The organism is Candidatus Lokiarchaeota archaeon (assembly GCA_014730275.1).
Classification (GTDB): Archaea; Asgardarchaeota; Thorarchaeia; order Thorarchaeales; family Thorarchaeaceae; genus WJIL01.
In genome coordinates this window covers 1-19,985 of the sequence record WJIL01000001.1, presented here as the reverse complement: position 1 = coordinate 19,985, position 19,985 = coordinate 1, and the positions used below count along the sequence as shown (strand labels likewise).

Sequence of the window (19,985 nt, the reverse complement as noted above, 5' to 3'; positions counted from 1 at the left end):
ACCCTAATAATGGTTTATCCTAATAGGAACATAGAATACCGCTACTTGGTAGTGAAAGCCATGCATAATTATGCCGAAATCCAAATCAGGCGAGCCGAACTGTCGGAAGTAGACGCCATCAAAGACATTCTCCGAGAAGCATACAAACCTATCAAGAAAGAGCTTTCACGAATGCCCGGTGCATTGAAAGAAGGCATGGACAAAATCGCAAGACACATTCAGATGGGCAACCAGTATGTAGCACTCATTGGAAACGAAATAGCTGGCACAATGCGAATCGGCATGCGCGGCCAAGTCGGTGTTGTTAGCCGAATGGCGGTACGAGAGAAATTCAGAAACCGAAGAATTGGCACAATCATGGTGGAATACGCAGATAACTTGCTGGATCACCAGAATGCGACATGTATAGAAATTGAAGTCTACGGGAGCATTGATTACCAGGCTGATTATTACGATCGCATGGGTTTCAGTGAAGTCGAGCGGAAGGAACGGGCTGGAGAAGAGATTATCGTCATGAGGAAGGATTTGTGCGAGGAAGAAGAAATCCCCGAAGAGGATGAATTCCGAATCTAAATCGCATGAATGCTTTTTCATAAGCTTCCGAAACATCACAAAATGCCAAGAAGTTGGTGTCATCCTCACTAGAGTTCAAGTTCTGCATATTCTCCGAGGAATTTTCCAATTATGGAATGATTTCGCAGCCATTATTATACTGTGGATAATCGAAATCCTCGATTTCCACTGCACCCTGATCAATGAGTCGTTTCACTTCAGGAACATACCTTTCAAGCTCCTCGATAAGGTGCTTAACAGTCGCACAAATCTTGTCGAATCCTTCTTGCCCCCAGAGTCGCTGTTTGTTGGCGAAGAGACACCGTCCGCCGCATATGTGATACACCTCACATGATGGACAAGGCTCATCCACTGTCATAATTTCTTGCAGCTCTTCGGGTTTTGTATTGTAGATATCTCCAACAATGGAAAAATCCCAGTCTGGCGATATTGGGCATATACCTATTCTTCCATCTACATGGATGGCAAAGGTATCTAGCCCGGAACCGCATCGAAGTCTCGAGGGCTCTCCTGTGAGCAGAGTATACATGATTGGCATGAAGGGCACTATCCCTTTTACTTGCCCGTGTTGCATAGTTTGAAACCATTCCTCTACCAAACGCGTGATACCCGGGTTGTATGATTCTGCTACCCATTTGTCGAAGTTTTGCCAGTTTCCTTCAGCGTCCCAAACAACATTCAACTGCCAGTGAACATGGTCGAAGTGCGGATTTTCAAGCTCAAGCAAGTGGTTAACTTCTCTGTAGATATCACTTTGCTGCGAGACTGCCATCCTGGCTACCACATCTCCTGGATAATTGACATCATGAAGCCATCTGACATTTTCAAGGACCTTGTCGTACACACCTTTTGATCTGTATGCGTCGGTTACGTGCTTCCTCCCATCAATTGAAACGAGAATGGAATGGATTCTCTTAACATATTCAACTGGGATTTTGTGGAGGAGAAGGGCATTGGTCTGCAGCATGAATCGCGCATCAGGGTACCTATCCATCAGCTCTATCATTGTTCCAATGCGGAGTGTTGGCTCGCCTCCATAGAACATTAGAGTAGTGTGTGTTCGCTCTTTTTCCAAGAAATCACCTAGGTCATCAAGGGAATACTGTATCTCTGTATCCTCAGTTTGTTCTCCACCATGGCAATAGACGCAATTGAGGTTACATCGTCGGGTAAGTACGATATGATAATTCATTGTTCAGAGTCTTCTGCTATCTACCTTTTCGGTTAGATTTCTCCTAAGTACCTTTCCTTCTGGTATTATCGTTCAGCAATTCCATCCCCTCTCCGACAATTGAGCTAATGTAGAACCATGCTACCAACTGTATATCTTTTTCTCCAAGTATTTATATGTCAAAATGTTTCTTAAAACGAAAAGCACGCTGCGTGAATATCATGGGAAAAAGTGTATTCATATTTCTATCCACGTTGCTCGTTTTCTCAACCCTGTTTTTTTCGCCTACTGGTATCATAGATACAGGTCAGGAGGGGGATGATGCAAACGAGATTTTAGAGCTAAAAAGAAATCTCAATACGAGATCCTTTACTGGGGCCGAGATGCCGTCGGCATTCTCAAAAAACCGTCTGCCAGTATCATTGCTTGTGTATACCGAGTTTACCGATTTGACTTCTACCTCAAATAATGAATTCAGGAACACAATAGAATCGCTTCAATCAACTTACGGCCCCGTGTTTCGGTATGAGAATCTCACAGATTATACAGAATTGGCCAACAAGATTGACGAGCATGACATCTTGTTGATTGTTGAACAAGAAAATGCTTATCCGACCAATATCACAACTATTGCATCTGCTTGGGAATCGATTCTGGAGGACTTCGTAGCTTCGGGAGGAATACTGATTGTTATGGACTACGTAGGTTCGTTTATGAGTACGCGTGGGATTACTGCTGGAATCTTAAACCAAACTGGTTTGCTGCAGGTCTACAATCCAAGCTCATTCGGTTCTGGAACATTAAGTCTGGAGAACTCTAGTGATCCACTTCCTAGGGGCATATACGATTCAACATTCCCTGCAGTCAGTGGAACAGTGGCGTTTGATGTCTATGATGGAATTCCATCAGTGAATAGCAGTTCCCAGGCAGTAGTGACTCACAAAATCATAGGAAAAGGCCATATCGCATTGCTTGGTTTTGACTTGTTTACAAGGTCAATATACTTCGATACAATTCTGGCCAATGCTGTTCGACTTCATAGGCATGTTGTTTTTGATAATTCGCATTCCCAACTTGAAAGCATTTCGAGTGGGTTCATTAATTACACTGAAGAGCTTACATCTATCGGTTTTGCAGTATCGAGTATGGAGACATTCGATGCCGATTGGATTGGGGCGTGTGATATTCTTGTGTTAACATATTGTTTTGATACATACCAAGAGTTCGAAGTAGACACCATCGAGGATTTTGTTGAGGGAGGCGGTGCGCTATTTGTTGCAGCTGAATACTCACAATATGGAGATGAAATTGACCCTGTTATCGAAAGATTCGGTTTCGTGAGACAGAAAACATACAGTCTAGTAAATGGATCTAACGGTGTCGGTGTGGGTGGCGGCTTCTATCTAAACAATACAAATCACATACGAAACCATTCTGTATCGGTCGGTGTGGCAAGGATAGAAAATCATGGAGCCACAGCATTGACAAAGATACCAGATGATGCAACGAAAATTACCGTGGCGGATGAAGAGATGACTTGGACGAACGGTACGTCTGCTGAAGGAATGGTGATTACCGCAGTAACTACCGTGGGTACCGGAAGAGTCTTGGTTCATTGTGACTCTTCTCTTCTTAAGGGTGACACTGACACCGATATGGATGGCACGAAAAACTTCTATGACAGCAATAATGAGATTTTTCTGCTGAACTCCATTCGCTGGTTATCTGGAGCTGGACAAAAAGAGCGTATTGTCCTGTTCGATGAATCTCACCGCGCAAATCTCTGGATCAATGCTTCATACTACGGTTTTGCGAACTTCCTTACCGAAAATGGTCATACTGTGCATTGGATGACTCAATTTGATGAAGAGATGATTGACCGGGCGCATGTCATTGTCATCCAAGATGGGTGGGAGAACTACACAGTATCCGAAATAGATTATTTGAAGAATTTTGCTGATTCAGGTGGAGGCTTGTTCATATGTGGGGGATGGGGTCAATTTGGTCTTGAGGCCGACAAGGTTGGAAATGCGTTCGGGATAGATAGAAACAACACCGGCTATCTGCAAGACTCGGATGACTCTCCCTCAGCTGGTGTTATCGTCTATGATGAAGCAAACTTGAGCAACCATCGGATAATGGAAGGGACGAAGAGAATGGAGTTAGTCTATAGCTCAGCTTTCAACAGCATAGGGGGTGCCGTCTCTCTTCTAAATACTGATGATGATGGAACCTGTACGTGGTCAGATGGTGGTACAGCAAATGACCTTTCCGTGATTGCCGCTAGCACTTTTGGACTTGGTAGGATAGTCTACGCTGCTGATTATAGATTCTTGATGTACAATGCAGACAATGATGGAGATGGTGAGAATAATCTTTATGACAGTGATAACGATCTATTTGTTTCCAACGCTTTTGGGTGGCTAGCAGAGAATCGTGCGCCGGAGGTAACTGTGGTGTCTCCTAATGGGGGAGAGACCCTTTCAGACAACTCAGCAATTACTTGGTCAGCCCAGGATCCAAACAAGGACCAGATTCTGTTTGATGTCTACTACAGTGATGATTCTGGATCAAGCTGGTACTCTATCGGTACCAATCTTAGTGGCACTAGTGTATCTTGGGACACAACAAGTGTTGGAGATGGCGCGGAATTTCAAGTGCGAGTGATAGCAAGGGACTACGAACTTGATTCGATGGATGAATCGGACGCAGTATTTACAGTTGATAACATGGGCCCGACCATATTGGAGTTCGCGCATTCTCCCAGCTCACCTGAACCAGCCGATTCAATTTGGATTGAAGCGAATGTCACTGATATCTCTGGCATATCCTCTGTGATTTGCAATTACACCGTTGACGGTGGTACTAGTTGGACAACAGTGACCATGGAGCCTAGTTCTGGTGACGAATTCAATGTAAGCCTTGGTACTTTCGAAAACGACACATCAATCGAGTATAGAATCCGCTCGAATGATACTCTGGGACGTTGGAGTGACTGGACTTCTCTTGAGAATGTTACCGTCTTCATAGCTGCTTCAACTACAACAACCACAACAACAGCAACAGAAACTACCACCCCAACAGAGACAACTACTACGCCAACAGACACAGGTCCCTTCGGGCTCCCAGAGACTATCTTTGGTGTTGATACTCTAATCGTGCTAGCTGCCATCGGTGCCTTGGTTCTGATTCTAATCATCGTGCTGATGAAGAAACGCTAGTGCAGACTGGTGGCATTGCACTCCTAGGCAATGTCGCCCACACTTTTCTTTGCATTCGAATAGAAGAAAAAGACGAACTCATAGACGGAAAAACGTAGATGTTGCCCAAAATGATATCTTGTTAGCACGGACTCGTTTTCTAAGTACTTAAAATTTGACAACCTTGAACACAATATTGGACTTCATAAGGTCTGAGCATAACTAATTTCTGAAATTGAATCATTAGTATGTCATGCATCCGATTTCGGGAAAAGGCCTAAATCGGAAGACGTAATGGAACCGGTATCGGCATTTTGCAGCTGCGTCTTTTTGATTACTCACAAACTGTACAATGCTGCCGGGAGGCAACAAATTGAAAGTTGAAAAGAGAGATGGAAGGATTGTAGATTTTGACAATTCCAAGATTGAAAAAGCTATACGCAGTGCCTTTGAATCGCAAGGAGTGGAAGTGGATCCTGTTTCGGGTTTAACCAACGAAGTTGTTAGAATTATCCGCGAGCGAGATGTCGATACAATTCACATTGAAGAGATTCAAGACATTGTAGAAGACACTCTGATGCTGCGAGGTTATACCGATGTAGCACGGGCATACATCAAGTACCGCGAAAGGCATAGAGAGGAAAGATTGCTACTCCAGAAGATGGGCGTCATCGATGATTTGGATTTTGGTGCCAATGCTGCTACTGTACTGAAACGGTATCTCATCAAGAATGAAAATGGGGAACCCACCGAAACCCCCTCGGAACTCTTCAAACGGGTCGCTTCGGCTGTAGCTGGTATCGAGAAGAAATTTGACAGCGATGCGGACGTGGATCAATACGAGCAGCTATTCTATTCGATGATGGCGAATCTTGAGTTTATGCCAAATAGCCCGACGCTTTTCAATGCAGGTACTCCCCTTGGACAATGCAGTGCTTGTTTTGTTCTTCCAATAGAGGATAGCATGGAATCGATTTTTGATTCCTTGAAGCACATGGCTTTGGTTCAGAAGTCCGGTGGAGGAACAGGCTTTTCCTTTTCACGCCTAAGAGAGAAGGGGGCGACAGTCGGTTCAACAGGAGGTGTCGCAAGTGGCCCAATATCTTTCATGCGAATCTATAACGCTGCAACCGACACAATAAAACAGGGCGGAAAGAGGCGGGGAGCTAACATGGGAATTCTTCGATGTGACCATCCGGACATAATGGACTTCATTTCTTGCAAGTCTGATAGGAATTCCTTCCAGAATTTCAATATCTCCGTGGCTGTTACCGACGAATTCATGAAAGCCTTAGAGGTGGATGGCGATATCGACCTTGTCTCTCCTCACACGGGCGAAGTTGTAAAGCCAATGAGCGCTAGGGCTATTTTCGATTCGGTTTGCCATAATGCTTGGAATACTGGAGATCCTGGTATTGTTTTTATCGACCAAATCAACAGAGACCATCCGCTGGAAGGCATGGAGATCGAATCTACAAACCCATGTGGAGAACAGCCTCTTTTGCCCTATGAGTCCTGCGTGCTTGGTAGTATCAATCTCTCAAATATGGTTGAAGATGGAGAAATCAACTGGGATCGCCTTGAAGAGGTTACGAAGCTTGGTGTTCGGTTCTTAGACAACATTGTAGAGCTGAACAAGTATCCAATCAAAGAAATCGAGGAGACGACAAAAGCAAATAGAAAGATAGGCCTGGGAGTCATGGGTTGGGCTGAATTGCTTATTGATTTGGGTGTGCCATATGACTCGGAAGAAGCTCTTGAATTAGCTGACAGGGTAATGTCATTCATCCGGCAGAAAGCTGAACGGGCTTCGGCTGAGCTGGCCAAAATCAGGGGTAACTTCGAGAACTTCGCCTATTTGAAAGAAAGAAACACGTGGAAGAGAAATGCCGCATTGATAACCATTGCACCAACTGGAAGTATCAGTTTGATTTCACAAACGAGCAGTGGGATTGAACCTCTTTTCGCTATAACACATCGTAGGATTCTAGCGGAAGGAACTGAGCTAGTTGAGGTCAACCAGAAGTTCAAGGAAGTTGCAAAAGAAAGGGGGTTCTGGAGCGATGACTTGGAACAAAAGATAGCAAAGACCGGATCGGTGCAGGATATCGAAGATATACCGAACGACGTTAAGCGCGTTTTCAAAACAGCTCATGAAATAAGACCAGAATGGCACGTTAAAATGCAGGCTGCCTTCCAAAATCATGTTGACAACGCGGTAAGCAAAACCGTCAATCTGTCAAACAACGCCACAATTGAGGATGTAGAGGAGGTTTTTCGCCTTGCTCATGAGCTTGACCTGAAAGGAATCACTGTCTTCAGGGACGGTTGCCTAGAAAACCAAGTTCTCTATGCTGGTGGGTGTCCTACTTGTGAAGTTTAAACGATGAGTGGACTACCGGGTAGGAATATGAATTGCTTTCCATGGAATTACTGTTTAGAACTAAAGGCAAATGAGAAAAGATGCTTTGTGATGGTGATTCTGATTTGAATCATATCCCGATTTGAATTTCTGTGTTTAGCCATCTTTATTCACCATTTACCTGCAAGAAACAGAATAATCCATGATACTATACCAAGACCGAAAAAGCTGGCGCAACATCCTGCAAAAATATCGCCCAAGGTGGCAGACTCAAGCTTGTCTTCAACTACTGAATCTGTGTACTTGACACGCGTTCTCGGATTCTTTTCTTGGAAGGCTTGCATGAGCTTACGGTTCGTAAATGTAATCCTGTGATTGGTATCCCAATCTACATAGAGTCTTCTTGGATTGCTGAAACTGATTCGCTGATTCGAACGACTTGCAGTCATACATTGAGTCCAAACCAAGGTTTGAATGCCTAGTGATAGAAATAAAGCCATGCTGGCATTTGAAATCGTAAGAGCTGTTATTGTAACTATAATCGGCCCTACTATGGTAACTGCCAATGCTAAGATACAGAGCTGACTGCTTTTCTGCGTTCCTCCAGATTTTTCCTTTTCCCGCTCCTCTTTTGCAATGATTTCGCAATCCGTACATAAATAGATTCGAGCATGAAATGCTACGCTCCTTACTGTATCAGGCCCCGGTCTGGACACATATTTGTCCTTGATTATCTTAACAACATCTTCACAAAGATTCTCGGTAGAGCCACATCTTGCACATATCTTAGGCCAATTGAAACGATATAGACTGGACAGGTGAACCCCCTCATCTAGCGAATATCACTTAGGTCATGGCTTTTTATCTGTTATGAGTTCAGCTTATCAGCACCTTTCCAAGAATAGATTCTCTATGAGACAAATAGGGCGGCTTAAATGTAAGTAGCCCCTTGAATCTTGAAAGGTGAAATGACATGACTAGCTACCTCATCAGTGCTGGAACCGTTATTGTTGGAAATGGCAAACTCTTGGAAGACGCATTTTTGCTTGTTGAGGGAAGTAAGATAGCAAAGATCACGACTAAGAAGCCTACCAAAAGCGCTTCAAAGAAACTTGACTTTTCTGACCGTGTAATTATGCCTGGGATTATCGATCCACATGTACACCTATGCCACGATGGTGGAACACCAGATCCATCTGAGAGTCGGAAGCTGTCTGATGAATATCTATCTATTCGGGCAGCTAAGCTTGCAGAACATCTACTTCGTTCAGGGATAACCACGGTTGGTGATGCAGCAGCACGAGGTGAGGTGCCTTTTGCAATTCGAGATTCGATTGAGAAAGGTCTAGTCAATGGTCCCAGAATATTGCCATGCGGACGTATGATTACAATCACTGGGGGAAGAGATCCAATTTATGACTACAACGAGGCTGATGGTCCGGATGAGGTTCGCAGAGCGACAAGAGAGGAAATAGCACGGGGAGTCAGTTTCATCAAGCTAGCAGCCACAGGAGCTATCAGTTCCGAGAGCACCGAAAGCATGCATGTTCAATTCACAGTTGAAGAAATGGCTGCAGCAGTTGAAGAAGCTCACAAAGTAGGTATTCTGACTCACGCGCATGCATATGGAGACCAAGGCATAGCGAACACTATACGTGCAGGGGTTGATGTGCTAGTTCACGGTCAGCCACTCAGTGAAGAGAACATCCAACTCATGAAAGAGCATGGAACGATGTACATGCCTACGTTCGTAACGTATCACGAGTCCCAGCTCCATCATGAAGAGGGACTCCTGCCGGAACATATGATTCGCAAGGAGAAAGAGCTTTACCCTCTTATGGAAGCGGGGTTGCGAAGAGCTGTTTCAGCTGAATTGGCTATTGTCTTAGGTTCCGATTCTGGAATGCCCTATACTCCTTTTGGAACATCCTCCATGGAGGAATTAGAGATACTGGTAGAAATGGGCGGCATGTCGGAGATGGATGCAATCGTTGCGGGAACATTACATGCTGCCAAATCATTAGCAATTCAGGGTAGTATCGGAACCTTGGAAGAGGGCAAGTCTGCTGATTTGCTAGTTCTCAAGCCTGGTGTTGATCCCCTGAAAGACATAAGCTCGCTCCGTAATCCGGACTTGATAGACAATGTGATGCTTATGGGGAGGTTACTAAGAGCGGTGTGACAGTGAAAAATGGCAACAGGAACTGGACAAAGCTCTTTATGCATCCTTTTCGAAAACTTTCTTCGAAGCGGGTGCTAGTGAATTGGAAATACTTGCTGGCTTTGATTTCGATACTGCCGACATCGAGTCATATGCCCACCAAAACTGCAAGAAGAAGGGTTTTATCACAAAGCAACCAACTGAAGAATACGTAATTTCGGAACCATTTTTGTATCCATTTCGTGAAGTCCATTTTTTTGGTGAGTCCAATAGATTGCTGGCATCGAGCCTGCTGGATGAGTATCTTTTTTCATCAGTGACTGATAACAACGAGTGGCTTCTGCTGTGGCGACCTAGATACACTGAAGCCGCAGTCGAGGAAGTGAATCTTGTATCTACTGATAGCCTTCCTATTGCAGAGGAGGATGCTATTTGTGATTTCGTGGGAAAGATGCTCGATTCACGCACGTCGCAACAACAAGAATTGGAGACTGTGAATAAGAAAATCCGCGAGAGTAACTCTCTTTTCCGGAGCGCAGCATCTTTGTTTTTGCCTCGATCACCCACAACCATACGCCAACAGGAGACTATGACTCAAGAGAAAACGAGTGTAGATGCATGGGTGAAGGCGACTTCCATTGTACTAAACCTGTCCCCATCTGAGAAGCCAACTCGAGTGGAAGTCGGATCACGTCTGTTTGCTGAGATGGTAGTGATTCTCTACAAGAGTATCGAAACCAAACAAAAGCGACCATTGGTTCTGGAAAGCCCTCTATCTGGCACTTTGAATGATTCTAGAAAATCTGGACGTCCTATGTCCCGATTGCTTTCTCTTAATCAAATATGTTTTCGTCTCATTTTTCAGAAATTCTTGTAATATCTAACTGAAATTTTCAAGCGAAGCTTTAAAGAGTAGGATATGCAATAGGAACAGGTTAGGAAATAGCTTTCCTATCAGTTAGAGAGGAAGGAGATTTGACCTATCTATGAATAAGAGAAAAGCAATGCTATCCTTACTAGCGGTAGCTCTACTCATACCCTGGTCTACTATTCCAGTGTACGCACAGGCTGATGCCACACCTGAGCTTTCATACCCACTCTGGGTGCTCAGTTGGGACGATATCAGCGTAGACACGGGTGGTGCAATAGAGACACTGCTTGAGGAAATCGGCATAGACATCGAAGTCGTAATCAAAGACGACGGTCCTATGTATGAAGGAATCTATCAAGAGCCGAGGCAATTCCAACTCTATGAAATGAGTCACGGCTATAGCAGCGTACCAGATCATGTGTATTGGAGAATGCACTCTGAGAACATAAAAGACTGGGGCGACAACTGTTATGGCATAGACAATGCGACAGTAGATGACGCATTAGACGATTTCATGACCTCTACTCCTGCCAATCTGGAGGACAACGCGGCCTTGGTACAACAATACGCAGTTGATAACATGCCATATATTCCATTAATGCTATCAGACGACACCCACGCCATCCGCAAAGAGTGGGTCAACTACACCAAGAAACCAGGAGGTGTATTCACTGCATTCAACCCACAGACTCCTATCTATATGTATGATGAGGACCATACAAGCGGAGACATGGAGTTTGTAATGGCTTATGGTTCAGACATAGGCGAACTCAATCCTATGTTCTATCGCAGTGAGCGCTCTCACTGGTACGATATGCTCGTCTACGATACATTGATCACCTACAACAACAATCTTGAACCTATTCCTTGGCTGGCTGAAGATTTCAGTGTTAGCACTGATGGAACCGAAATCACATTCACTATCCGTGAAAATGTGAAGTGGCATGATGGAGAGGATCTTACTCCGCAAGATGTGAATTTCACTTTCTATCACTACAAGAATGCACCAGAGGATGCAATAGCGCATTCATTCATGCAGAACATCGAGGATGTCACAATCAGTGGCCAAGATGTAACTGTTGAATTGGATGATTCGTATTCATTCGGTCTGCAAATCTTGGGTGATCTGTACATCCTCCCCAAGCATATCCGTGAAGGTATACCAGCTGATGATGCTCGATGGGATGACGCCACAAATACAACAGCTCACGTCGGTTCAGGTCCGTTCGAATTCTATGAGCGAGACCCTGACGAGTACACGGAGCTTAATAGAAACACTGACTGGTGGGGCCCCGAGCCATATATCGACGTCATTCGCATTGATGTCATCGCAGGTCAGGATGCACGTATCCTCGCTATGCGAAATGATGAAGCTGATTCTGAAAGATACGAGGTCTTTGGCCCGTACGTTCAGACCATACAGGAAGCTGAAGAGCTCCATCTAGTGACCGGCGTTACCTCTCAGTGGGACTATGTCCTTGGTTTCAACATGACCATACCTGGCTTTGATGATCTCGATGTACGTCGAGCAATCAGCTTGGCTATGAACAGAACCTATCTGGTCGAGGTTGGCAGACTTGGTTACGGAACCGAGACGGATACCGTCATTCCTCAATCATTCTTCCCGACTCTGTATGATGAGGGTGGGATATTCGAGGAAGATGTAGATTTGGCGAATCAGATACTTGATGATGCCGGCTACATTGACGTGGACAACGACGGCGTTAGAGAGTTCCCAGGTGTTGCACCACCAGCAGGTGACGTTGACCTGATATTGATCATCGGTGTCGGCGCTGGAGCACTTGTCGTTGCGGCTATTGTTGTCTACTTCTATATGAAGAAGAAATAGTGTATATGAACGGGAAGTAGTTGCCCTACTTCCCCCCGTTCTTTTTTTGAGATATCGGCTTTGTCCGATAGGCTTTAATTTCATGTTGTGAATTGTTGAGTCTAATAGAGGCAAAACCAGCCTAGAAGTGAGAGACAGATGCCATCAAAGAACGCAGAAAAACCCTTGAGATACATAGCACGGCGAGTAGCCCAATCCATACTTGTCTGGTTTCTCATCGTGACCCTGAATTTTTTCATATTCAGAATTATGCCCGGTGATCCAAGAGCTTCCTTGATATCCGAACAAATGCCACCAGATGTAAGGCAACGAATCGTGGAGCGATTTGGTCTTGACAAACCTATACTGGAGCAATATCTGCTCTACTGGGCTAATTTGTTACAGGGAAATCTGGGTGAGTCTTTCTCCCATTTCGGCGAAGATGTGTGGTATACAATATTCGATCATAGATTCATGAACACGATTCTCCTGATGGGTGTCTCGCTTGTCATTGCTATCATTATCGGAATGATAATGGGGGTAGTTGCTGCGGCTAGACGCGGTTCAAAGGTTGATACGGGTTCGACGATTACATTCCTAGTGGCCTACAGCATACCAGTCTTCTGGATTGGTCTGCTCCTATTGCTGGTATTTGGCTTCCACTTCGATCTGATACCTATTGCTGGAACAATAACAAGGGGATATGACCACGCGAACTTCTTGGAATATGCACTTGATTATGGATGGCATATGATCGGCCCCACTATTGTTCTTACACTATCGTTCATTGGCGGCTTCTACTTGATAATGAGAGACTCTGTTCTAGATGTATTTACACAGGATTACATGCTGGCAGCCGAAGCCAAGGGGCTCAAGCAAAAAACCATACTCTATACCCATGCGATGCGAAACGCGATGCTCCCTATGGTGAGCGTGATTGCTGTGAATCTACCGTATTTGATTTCAGGAGCTATCATGACTGAATTCGTATTCAGTTGGCAGGGTCTCGGTCTTCTTACATATTTCTCTGTACTTGCGAATGACTACCCGGTTCTTCAAGGCATATTCCTATTCTTAGCGACAATCACTGTCTTGGCTAATTTGGCGGCTGACATATTATATCTGTATCTGGATCCGAGGATACGATACTAGAGGAGGGGTGCAGTATGCAAAATCAAGATGCTGAAACAAAAACGCAACGGGAAACAGAAGACGAAACAACGAGAACAATAATGGAGAAACTTGATATCCGCGGCAAATCATGGCATGTGAATTTGATTTCTCTGGGCAGTTTCATTCTGCTTTCATTCTTCATTATTTTCGCAGTTGATACTGCTGTCAACGCACTCATGACGAGCATAACCTACGACATAGCCCAGCTGGATTACTTCACCAGCACCACACTCACTCTTGCGGCCCGGGTACTGGGAATCATTCTTTTCGTTATGACACTCTGGATTGGGTTCCTTGGAAAGCCGCTATATGAGAAGAGACCCGCGAAGATAGTCCTTCTCATATTGAAATTCTCAGTCGTTTTCCTCATCTTCATGGTTCTTAGCATAGGAATCGCGGCAATTGCTGCTTTTGTGATGTTTCTCTGGAATCCAGAGCAGCTCGTTAACTGGAGCAAGCGGAAGATGAAATTATACCACGGTTCAGTGGTGGGTTTTCTGGGCACGTGGATGTTTCTAGAGATTCTCTTGACTGAAGATATCGTTGGTGCGGATTTACTACCCTCCTTTCTAACAAGATCAGTAGGCGGCTTGTTGACTAATGCCGGATTATCCTGGATCGCCCTCATTGGAGCTTTCATCATTATTCCGCTTTACATATTCATACCTAGATTGATTATGATGGCATGGGATTTGAGACGTGGTATTGAGGAGTTCTGGAAAGAGTTTGTTCATGATAGACTGGGGCTAGTTGGATTCCTACTTATACTTGGCATTGCACTTCTGGCGGTATTCGCTCCAATCATAGCTCCACTAGGTTCTATTTACCACTGGTCATACAAGTCTCCTAGTAGTTCGGATTGGTTCTTGCCGCCGAGTCTCCAGCATCCTTTTGGTACTAATCATGATGGGGCTGATTTGTTTGGGCGTGTTATCTGGGGCACGCAGATTTCTCTATTGGTTGGTTTGACAGCTAGTCTCGTTGCCGTAATCATCGGAACTCTGATTGGCCTCTTTGCTGGTTATTACGGTGGAATGATTGATACCGTCTTGATGCGGATTACAGATGTATTCCTATGTTTGCCAAGTCTACCCCTGATGCTCATTTTCCTGATGCTATATGGACAGGGATTGCAGAATGTTATCATTGTAATTGCCATACTCGGATGGACTGGCACCGCAAGAATGGTTCGGAGCGAGACTCTTTCTCTCAGAGAGAGACCACTCACAGAGGCTGCTCATGCAATTGGAGCATCAGACAGCTATATACTATTTCGGCATATCCTCCCGAATACGCTTCCACTTATACTGGCTAACGTTATTCTCGGAGTAGTTAACGCTATTCTAAGTGAGGCTGGCATCTCATTTTTGGGATTCATGCCGATTCATGGTCAGCCAAGTTGGGGAATCATCCTCTATTGGGCTTCTAGAAAGGCTGCGCTATCCAATGAGCAGTGGTGGTGGATTTTCCCGCCGGGGCTTATGATTATGCTCACTTCTACGGCATTTGCCTTTGTAAGCCATGCCGCGGATAAAGTGGTTAATCCAAGATTAAGAGGGAGGAGAGCTTAGATGGTTGTACTGGATGTCAAGAACCTGACGACTCACTATCTGCTGGGAAAAAAACGGGTTAAGGCGGTTGAGGATGCTTCCTTCACCATAGACAAGCAGGAAACCCTTGGACTGGCAGGCGAATCTGGATGTGGTAAAACGACTACTGCATACAGTATCATGCGTATACTCCCTGAAAACGGGAGAATCGTCGGCGGCCAAGTGCTTCTAGATGGGGATGACTTGATATCAAAACCAATGAAAGAAATGAGAAAGATTCGTTGGAAGACCGCCTCAATCGTCTTTCAATACGCGATGAACGCCTTCAATCCGGTGCTCAGAATAGGTAATCAGATAATCGAGGTGATGCGTGAGAAATATGATATCACGGAGTCTGATGCAAAAGAGAAAGTAGCGGACCTTTTTGACGAGGTTGGCTTGGAACCAGAGCGTATGATGGATTATCCGCATGAATTCAGCGGGGGGATGGTTCAACGTGCAATCATCGCCCAAGCCCTATCATGTGATCCAAAACTGATTATTGCAGATGAACCAGTCACAGCTCTTGATGTAATTGTACAAAACAAAATTCTGGACTTGCTAAGGAGTCTGCAGAAAAAGTATGATCTAGGAGTCCTGTTTATCACGCACGATCTCTCCGTTGTTGCAGAAAACTGTGACAGTACTGCGATAATGTATGCTGGGAACATCGTAGAAAAAAGTACAACCTCTAACGTATTCAACCGGAGTCTTCATCCTTACAGCCACAAGCTTATTGGTGCATTCCCAAGTGTATCTGGACCAAAGAAACGACTTGAGTTTATTCCTGGGACACCACCTAATCTGATTAATCCACCGTCAGGCTGCAAATTCCACCCTCGATGCCCCTATGCCCAAGATATCTGTAAGGTAGAAATCCCTGAATACCGAGAAGTTAACCCGGGGCATTTCGCTCGGTGCCACTTTGCAGGAGAGCTGGATTTGGAGTGAGTGATTACAATGACACAATCTGAAGACATACTTGAGGTTAGAAATCTAAGGAAGTGGTTTCCAGTTAGAAGTGGTATATTCTCCTTCTTTGGAGCAACCAAATACGTCCGGGCAGTGGATGATGTCAGCTTTGAAATTAAAGAGGGAGATTCACTTTGCGTCGTTGGGGAAAGCGGCTGTGGAAAGACTACATTGGCTCGGACAATACTTCGCCTGATCGAACCGACTGAAGGACAGGCATTCTTCAGGGGTGAGAACATCTACGAGATGAACCGACAGGAGCTGAACGAACTTCGACTGCATATGCAGATGATTTTCCAAAACCCCTTCGAAGTTCTTGATCCACGACTTCCAGTTAGCACACTTATTGGAGAAGGGCTGAAGATACATGGCATCGTTGAAGACGAAGAAGAGCTCTTGGATATGGTCTATGATGCTCTTGAAGATGTACGCCTAGTTCCTGCTGAGGATTTCGCTCGGAGATATACACATGAATTGAGCGGAGGACAACTACAGCGGGTGTGTGTTGCTAGGTCGCTTATCCTTAATCCATCTGTCATCATCGCAGATGAGCCAGTCTCCATGCTGGATGCAAGCATAAGAACCGAGGTCATGAACCTGATGGAGGACCTAAAGGACGAGCATGATTTGACATACCTGTTCATCACTCATGATCTTGCACAGGCACGTTACATTGGTGATCACATAATCGTCATGTACTTGGGGCGAATTGCCGAAATGGGTGAAATGGAGGATGTCATTCATAACCCCCGGCATCCCTATACGAAGGCATTGGTATCAAATGTACCAATTCCCAATCCCGATGAGGAACGGGACCGAATCATGTTGCCTGGTGAGACTCCCACGCCTGTCGATTTGCCACCGGGTTGCAGATTCAGACCAAGGTGCCAAGAGATTGGAGAAGATTGCCGAGAGGATGAAGAACCCGTTCTTCACGAGGTTTCTCCTGGACATTATGTAGCCTGCTGGAAGGAATAGGCCGATTCCAGCTTGCGTAGAACTACATAGATACATTAAGAAATTGTTATACAAATGAATATGGACCGTAGGAGCTGCCTATCTGCCATTGTTTTCGCGTTTCTCTTGATTCCACAGATAGCTCCAGTTAGAACTGGTAGTGCAGGCCCGTTGCTAGGTTATGCTCCTTGGCCAACCCATTCTTGGATGCGCGCTTCTCCAAAAGAAGTGAATCTCAACTCAACAATCCTGCAAAACATGGTGGAATACTTCTCGACCGACGAAATCACAATTGACTCCTTGATTGTAGTGAGAAGGGGTTATCTTGTAGTTGAGGAATACTTCTCTCACTATGCGGGGAATGATCTTCATCATCTCTTCTCAGTTACCAAGAGCATACTCTCCCCCCTGGTTGGAATAGCTGAAGACAGAGATTTCATCGATTCAGTGAATGCCAGTATGCTAGCTTTCTTCCAGGACAAAGAAATTGAAAGTCTGGATGATGAGAAGAAAGCAGTCACTATTGCGCACCTTCTCAGAATGACTGCGGGCCTTGATTGGAGCGAAGAGTACTACACAGCTGAACTAAATGATTACAACAGGATGATTCGTTCAGAGGATTGGATTCAGTACGTCATAAATAAGGAAGTCGTAAATCCGCCAGGTTCTGTTTTCCAATACAACTCAGGGCTGTCACATCTTCTGTCTGCTATTATTCAGACTAGCAGCAATATGACTACAGCGGCATTTGCAGACCGATACTTATTCGAGCCTTTGGGAATAGAGGACTACAAATGGGGGACAGATCCCCGAGGTATCAACGAAGGCGGTTCTAAGCTCAAGTTGAAACCACTTGATATGGCCAAAATTGGCTACCTGTTTCTCCGAGGGGGTCTCTGGGATGGTGTCCAAATAATTCCACAAAACTGGATTCAGGAAACATCAACAACCCTAGTCAAAGTCAATGAGAAGGTTGGCTATTCATTGCATTGGTGGACATTACCCGAGTTGAATGCCTATTTTGCCTTAGGATGGGGCTCGCAGGGCATCATTGTATTACCGGATGCGGGCATTGTAACAGTAATTACAGCGGCTACACTTCATGAATCAGCGGATGCTGAAAATATTTTATGTCGCTGGATTTTGCCTTCTCTTGGAATCAATAAAGCTCAAACGAGAATGCATTTACGATTCTCTCCTGCTTTACTAATTCTTGCAGGAGGTCCCTTCGCTCTAATTGTCCTTGTTCACATCTGGGATCAAAAACGGTTGTGGGAAGACTGAGGGATGCTAAGGAACTCCAATTTACTTAGAGCTTGAAATCGAAATAGACATATGATATTCTTATTAGAAAGCTCTCCCTTGAAGTATTACGTCCCGCGGAGGGACATCACATGAAAAAGGCACGCATAGCAGTCTTGATTCTTTGTAGTCTGCTGACCGGAGTATTCTTTTTTCCTAGCGCAACGGTCACGGGCAAAAGCAACACCAACGCCACCAGTGAACTCGATACCACTCTCAGCATGGATTTCGACGGAGAAAAAGTAAAGGTATCGCTTCGGTTTTCAAGAGAGCTTTCTGAGGCCGAAATTGCGTATTACAGATTGAAGGGAATCGATTTTGGAGATTCAATCCAACGCATAGGAAGCGTCTATCTTGCAGAGGTTTCAAAGGAAGCTCTACAACTGCTGCAGGAAGACCCATTATTTGTCGTGGCTGAACCACAGCGCGACAAGAAGCACTACGTTTCGCCAAGAGACGTTTCAATGCAGGATTGCTACGCTGATGTTGCTTGGCAGATGAAAGATTTGTTTGGGAGAAATCTGACCGGCGAAGGCCTTCTTATTGCAGATTTGGATACTGGGATTCAATGGAGACATCCTGATTTCTTCTACGCCGATGGAGGGAATTTCAGTTACTTTGAGACGCAGCCCTTCACACCACCATGGACTTTCGATAATGGAACTGACGGGATTGATTTGAATAACAATAGCGCGATTGAGAGCAATGAAACCCTTTACACACGCGATATCAATAAGAATGGTAGTTTTGAAGCTGACATAGACTGGGTGTGGCTGGACAATGGTTCTTCACTTGGAGTTATTGATGACGGTGATACCTTTTTTGTTGTGAATGACACAGACGGCGACAATGCGTTATCAGGTGTTGATGAATTGATAGCACTGAAAACGCCGAAAACAAAATACATCGTACATGAAAACGCTCAGAGCAATATTCAAGTTTGGGAAAAGGGTGTCAATCTAACATCTTCCACATTTTACGATACCGATGGCCACGGGACTGCTGTCGCAGGCATTCTAAACGGTGGACAACTGGGTTATAGGAAATATGTTGGTGTCGCTCCTGATGCCGAAGTCATGGCTATCAACATTTTTGGCAATGATGGACTAACGGTTGAGGAGGGACTAATCTGGGCACGAGATCATGGTGCTGATATTATCTTGGTAGAAGTTGGTTCTTGGACTTACGAGTTCTTGGATGGATCAAGCAATGTTGAGCAGATGATTGACGTACTGACGGCGAGTGGTATTCCAGTAATTGTTCCGGCAGGGAATCTCTACGGAGCTGGAAGACATGCTCTTCGGTCTATCATAGCTGGAACGCAGATTTCTACACGATTCAATGTTCCAAGTAGTATAGGTGCTACCGAGGTCTATCTGACTATACTGTCAGACAAACTGGTAAACTCAGCTCAGGTCAACATAACCGAGCCAACTTCATCAGGCACGATAACACATCAACTGACATTTGGCATGGGATACAATAGCTGGATAACGGCGGTTCAGACCAGCAACATTACAATTGACACATTTATCGCAAATTCGACGCGAGCTGGCAATCACATGATTGCGATTGACATCTCAGGAACAATCAAGGATACCTCCTACTGGTCAGTTGACATATTCGATACACACAATGCGCAGCTTCACTTCTACATCTCCGATGATGCTTCTGGATGGAGTGGTGGTGCTGCATGGCACGGTTCTGACGGAGTCAATGATCAATACACAATAACATGGCCTTCTACTGCTGACATGGCAATCTCCGTTGCATCATATCATACACGAAACATCTGGGCTCCTTCAGGAACCATCGCTTCGTATTCG

The 19,985-nt window shown here is 44.9% G+C and carries 14 protein-coding genes; 12 read left to right on the top strand and 2 right to left on the bottom strand.

Features of this window, described 5'->3' with window-relative positions:
• Positions 1 to 9: 9 nt before the first annotated feature.
• Complete coding sequence (locus GF309_00070; GenBank protein MBD3157155.1) at positions 10 to 573, top strand: GNAT family N-acetyltransferase; 564 nt, start codon at positions 10 to 12, stop codon at positions 571 to 573.
• 109 nt (positions 574 to 682) lie between these two features.
• Here the strand turns inward: GF309_00070 and GF309_00065 are convergent, their stop codons facing one another.
• Positions 683 to 1,765 carry a TIGR04084 family radical SAM/SPASM domain-containing protein gene (locus tag GF309_00065; protein ID MBD3157154.1) on the bottom strand — a complete coding sequence of 361 codons (1,083 nt, stop codon included), beginning with the start codon at positions 1,763 to 1,765 and terminating at the stop codon, positions 683 to 685.
• Positions 1,766 to 1,965: 200 nt separating this feature from the next.
• Here GF309_00065 and GF309_00060 point away from each other — a divergent pair, with 200 nt between their 5' ends.
• Together GF309_00060 and GF309_00055 are read left to right on the top strand one after the other, a co-directional pair.
• A complete protein-coding gene (locus tag GF309_00060; GenBank protein MBD3157153.1) occupies positions 1,966 to 4,965 on the top strand; it encodes a hypothetical protein in 3,000 nt (999 codons plus the stop codon).
• A 331-nt stretch (positions 4,966 to 5,296) separates the two neighbouring features.
• A complete protein-coding gene (locus GF309_00055; GenBank protein ID MBD3157152.1) occupies positions 5,297 to 7,327 on the top strand; it encodes an adenosylcobalamin-dependent ribonucleoside-diphosphate reductase in 2,031 nt (676 codons plus the stop codon).
• Between the two features lie 149 nt (positions 7,328 to 7,476).
• On the opposite strand, the gene GF309_00050 is transcribed toward GF309_00055, so the two are convergent.
• Positions 7,477 to 8,022, bottom strand: a complete 546-nt coding sequence (locus GF309_00050; GenBank protein MBD3157151.1) for a hypothetical protein — start codon at positions 8,020 to 8,022, stop codon at positions 7,477 to 7,479.
• A 257-nt stretch (positions 8,023 to 8,279) separates the two neighbouring features.
• Here GF309_00050 and GF309_00045 point away from each other — a divergent pair, with 257 nt between their 5' ends.
• From GF309_00045 to GF309_00005, 9 genes are all read left to right on the top strand, one after another.
• Complete coding sequence (locus tag GF309_00045) at positions 8,280 to 9,488, top strand: amidohydrolase family protein (protein MBD3157150.1); 1,209 nt, start codon at positions 8,280 to 8,282, stop codon at positions 9,486 to 9,488.
• An 82-nt stretch (positions 9,489 to 9,570) separates the two neighbouring features.
• Positions 9,571 to 10,344 carry a hypothetical protein gene (locus GF309_00040; GenBank protein ID MBD3157149.1) on the top strand — a complete coding sequence of 258 codons (774 nt, stop codon included), beginning with the start codon at positions 9,571 to 9,573 and terminating at the stop codon, positions 10,342 to 10,344.
• 109 nt (positions 10,345 to 10,453) lie between these two features.
• Positions 10,454 to 12,187, top strand: coding sequence for a hypothetical protein (locus tag GF309_00035; protein MBD3157148.1), 1,734 nt, complete (start codon positions 10,454 to 10,456; stop codon positions 12,185 to 12,187).
• A 138-nt stretch (positions 12,188 to 12,325) separates the two neighbouring features.
• Positions 12,326 to 13,318, top strand: a complete 993-nt coding sequence (locus GF309_00030) for an ABC transporter permease subunit (protein MBD3157147.1) — start codon at positions 12,326 to 12,328, stop codon at positions 13,316 to 13,318.
• A 14-nt stretch (positions 13,319 to 13,332) separates the two neighbouring features.
• Positions 13,333 to 14,910, top strand: coding sequence for an ABC transporter permease subunit (locus tag GF309_00025; protein MBD3157146.1), 1,578 nt, complete (start codon positions 13,333 to 13,335; stop codon positions 14,908 to 14,910).
• The gene (locus GF309_00020) at positions 14,911 to 15,879 is read left to right on the top strand and encodes an ATP-binding cassette domain-containing protein (protein ID MBD3157145.1); all 969 of its coding nucleotides are present in this window, start codon (positions 14,911 to 14,913) and stop codon (positions 15,877 to 15,879) included. It begins immediately after the preceding gene.
• A gap of 9 nt (positions 15,880 to 15,888) precedes the next feature.
• Positions 15,889 to 16,878, top strand: a complete 990-nt coding sequence (locus tag GF309_00015; GenBank protein ID MBD3157144.1) for an ATP-binding cassette domain-containing protein — start codon at positions 15,889 to 15,891, stop codon at positions 16,876 to 16,878.
• Positions 16,879 to 16,932: 54 nt separating this feature from the next.
• Entirely contained in the window at positions 16,933 to 18,141 is a 1,209-nt protein-coding gene (locus GF309_00010; GenBank protein ID MBD3157143.1) for a serine hydrolase, read from the top strand.
• Between the two features lie 110 nt (positions 18,142 to 18,251).
• Positions 18,252 to 19,985 (top strand): S8 family serine peptidase (locus GF309_00005; protein MBD3157142.1); only part of this gene is annotated, 1,734 nt, incomplete at its 3' end.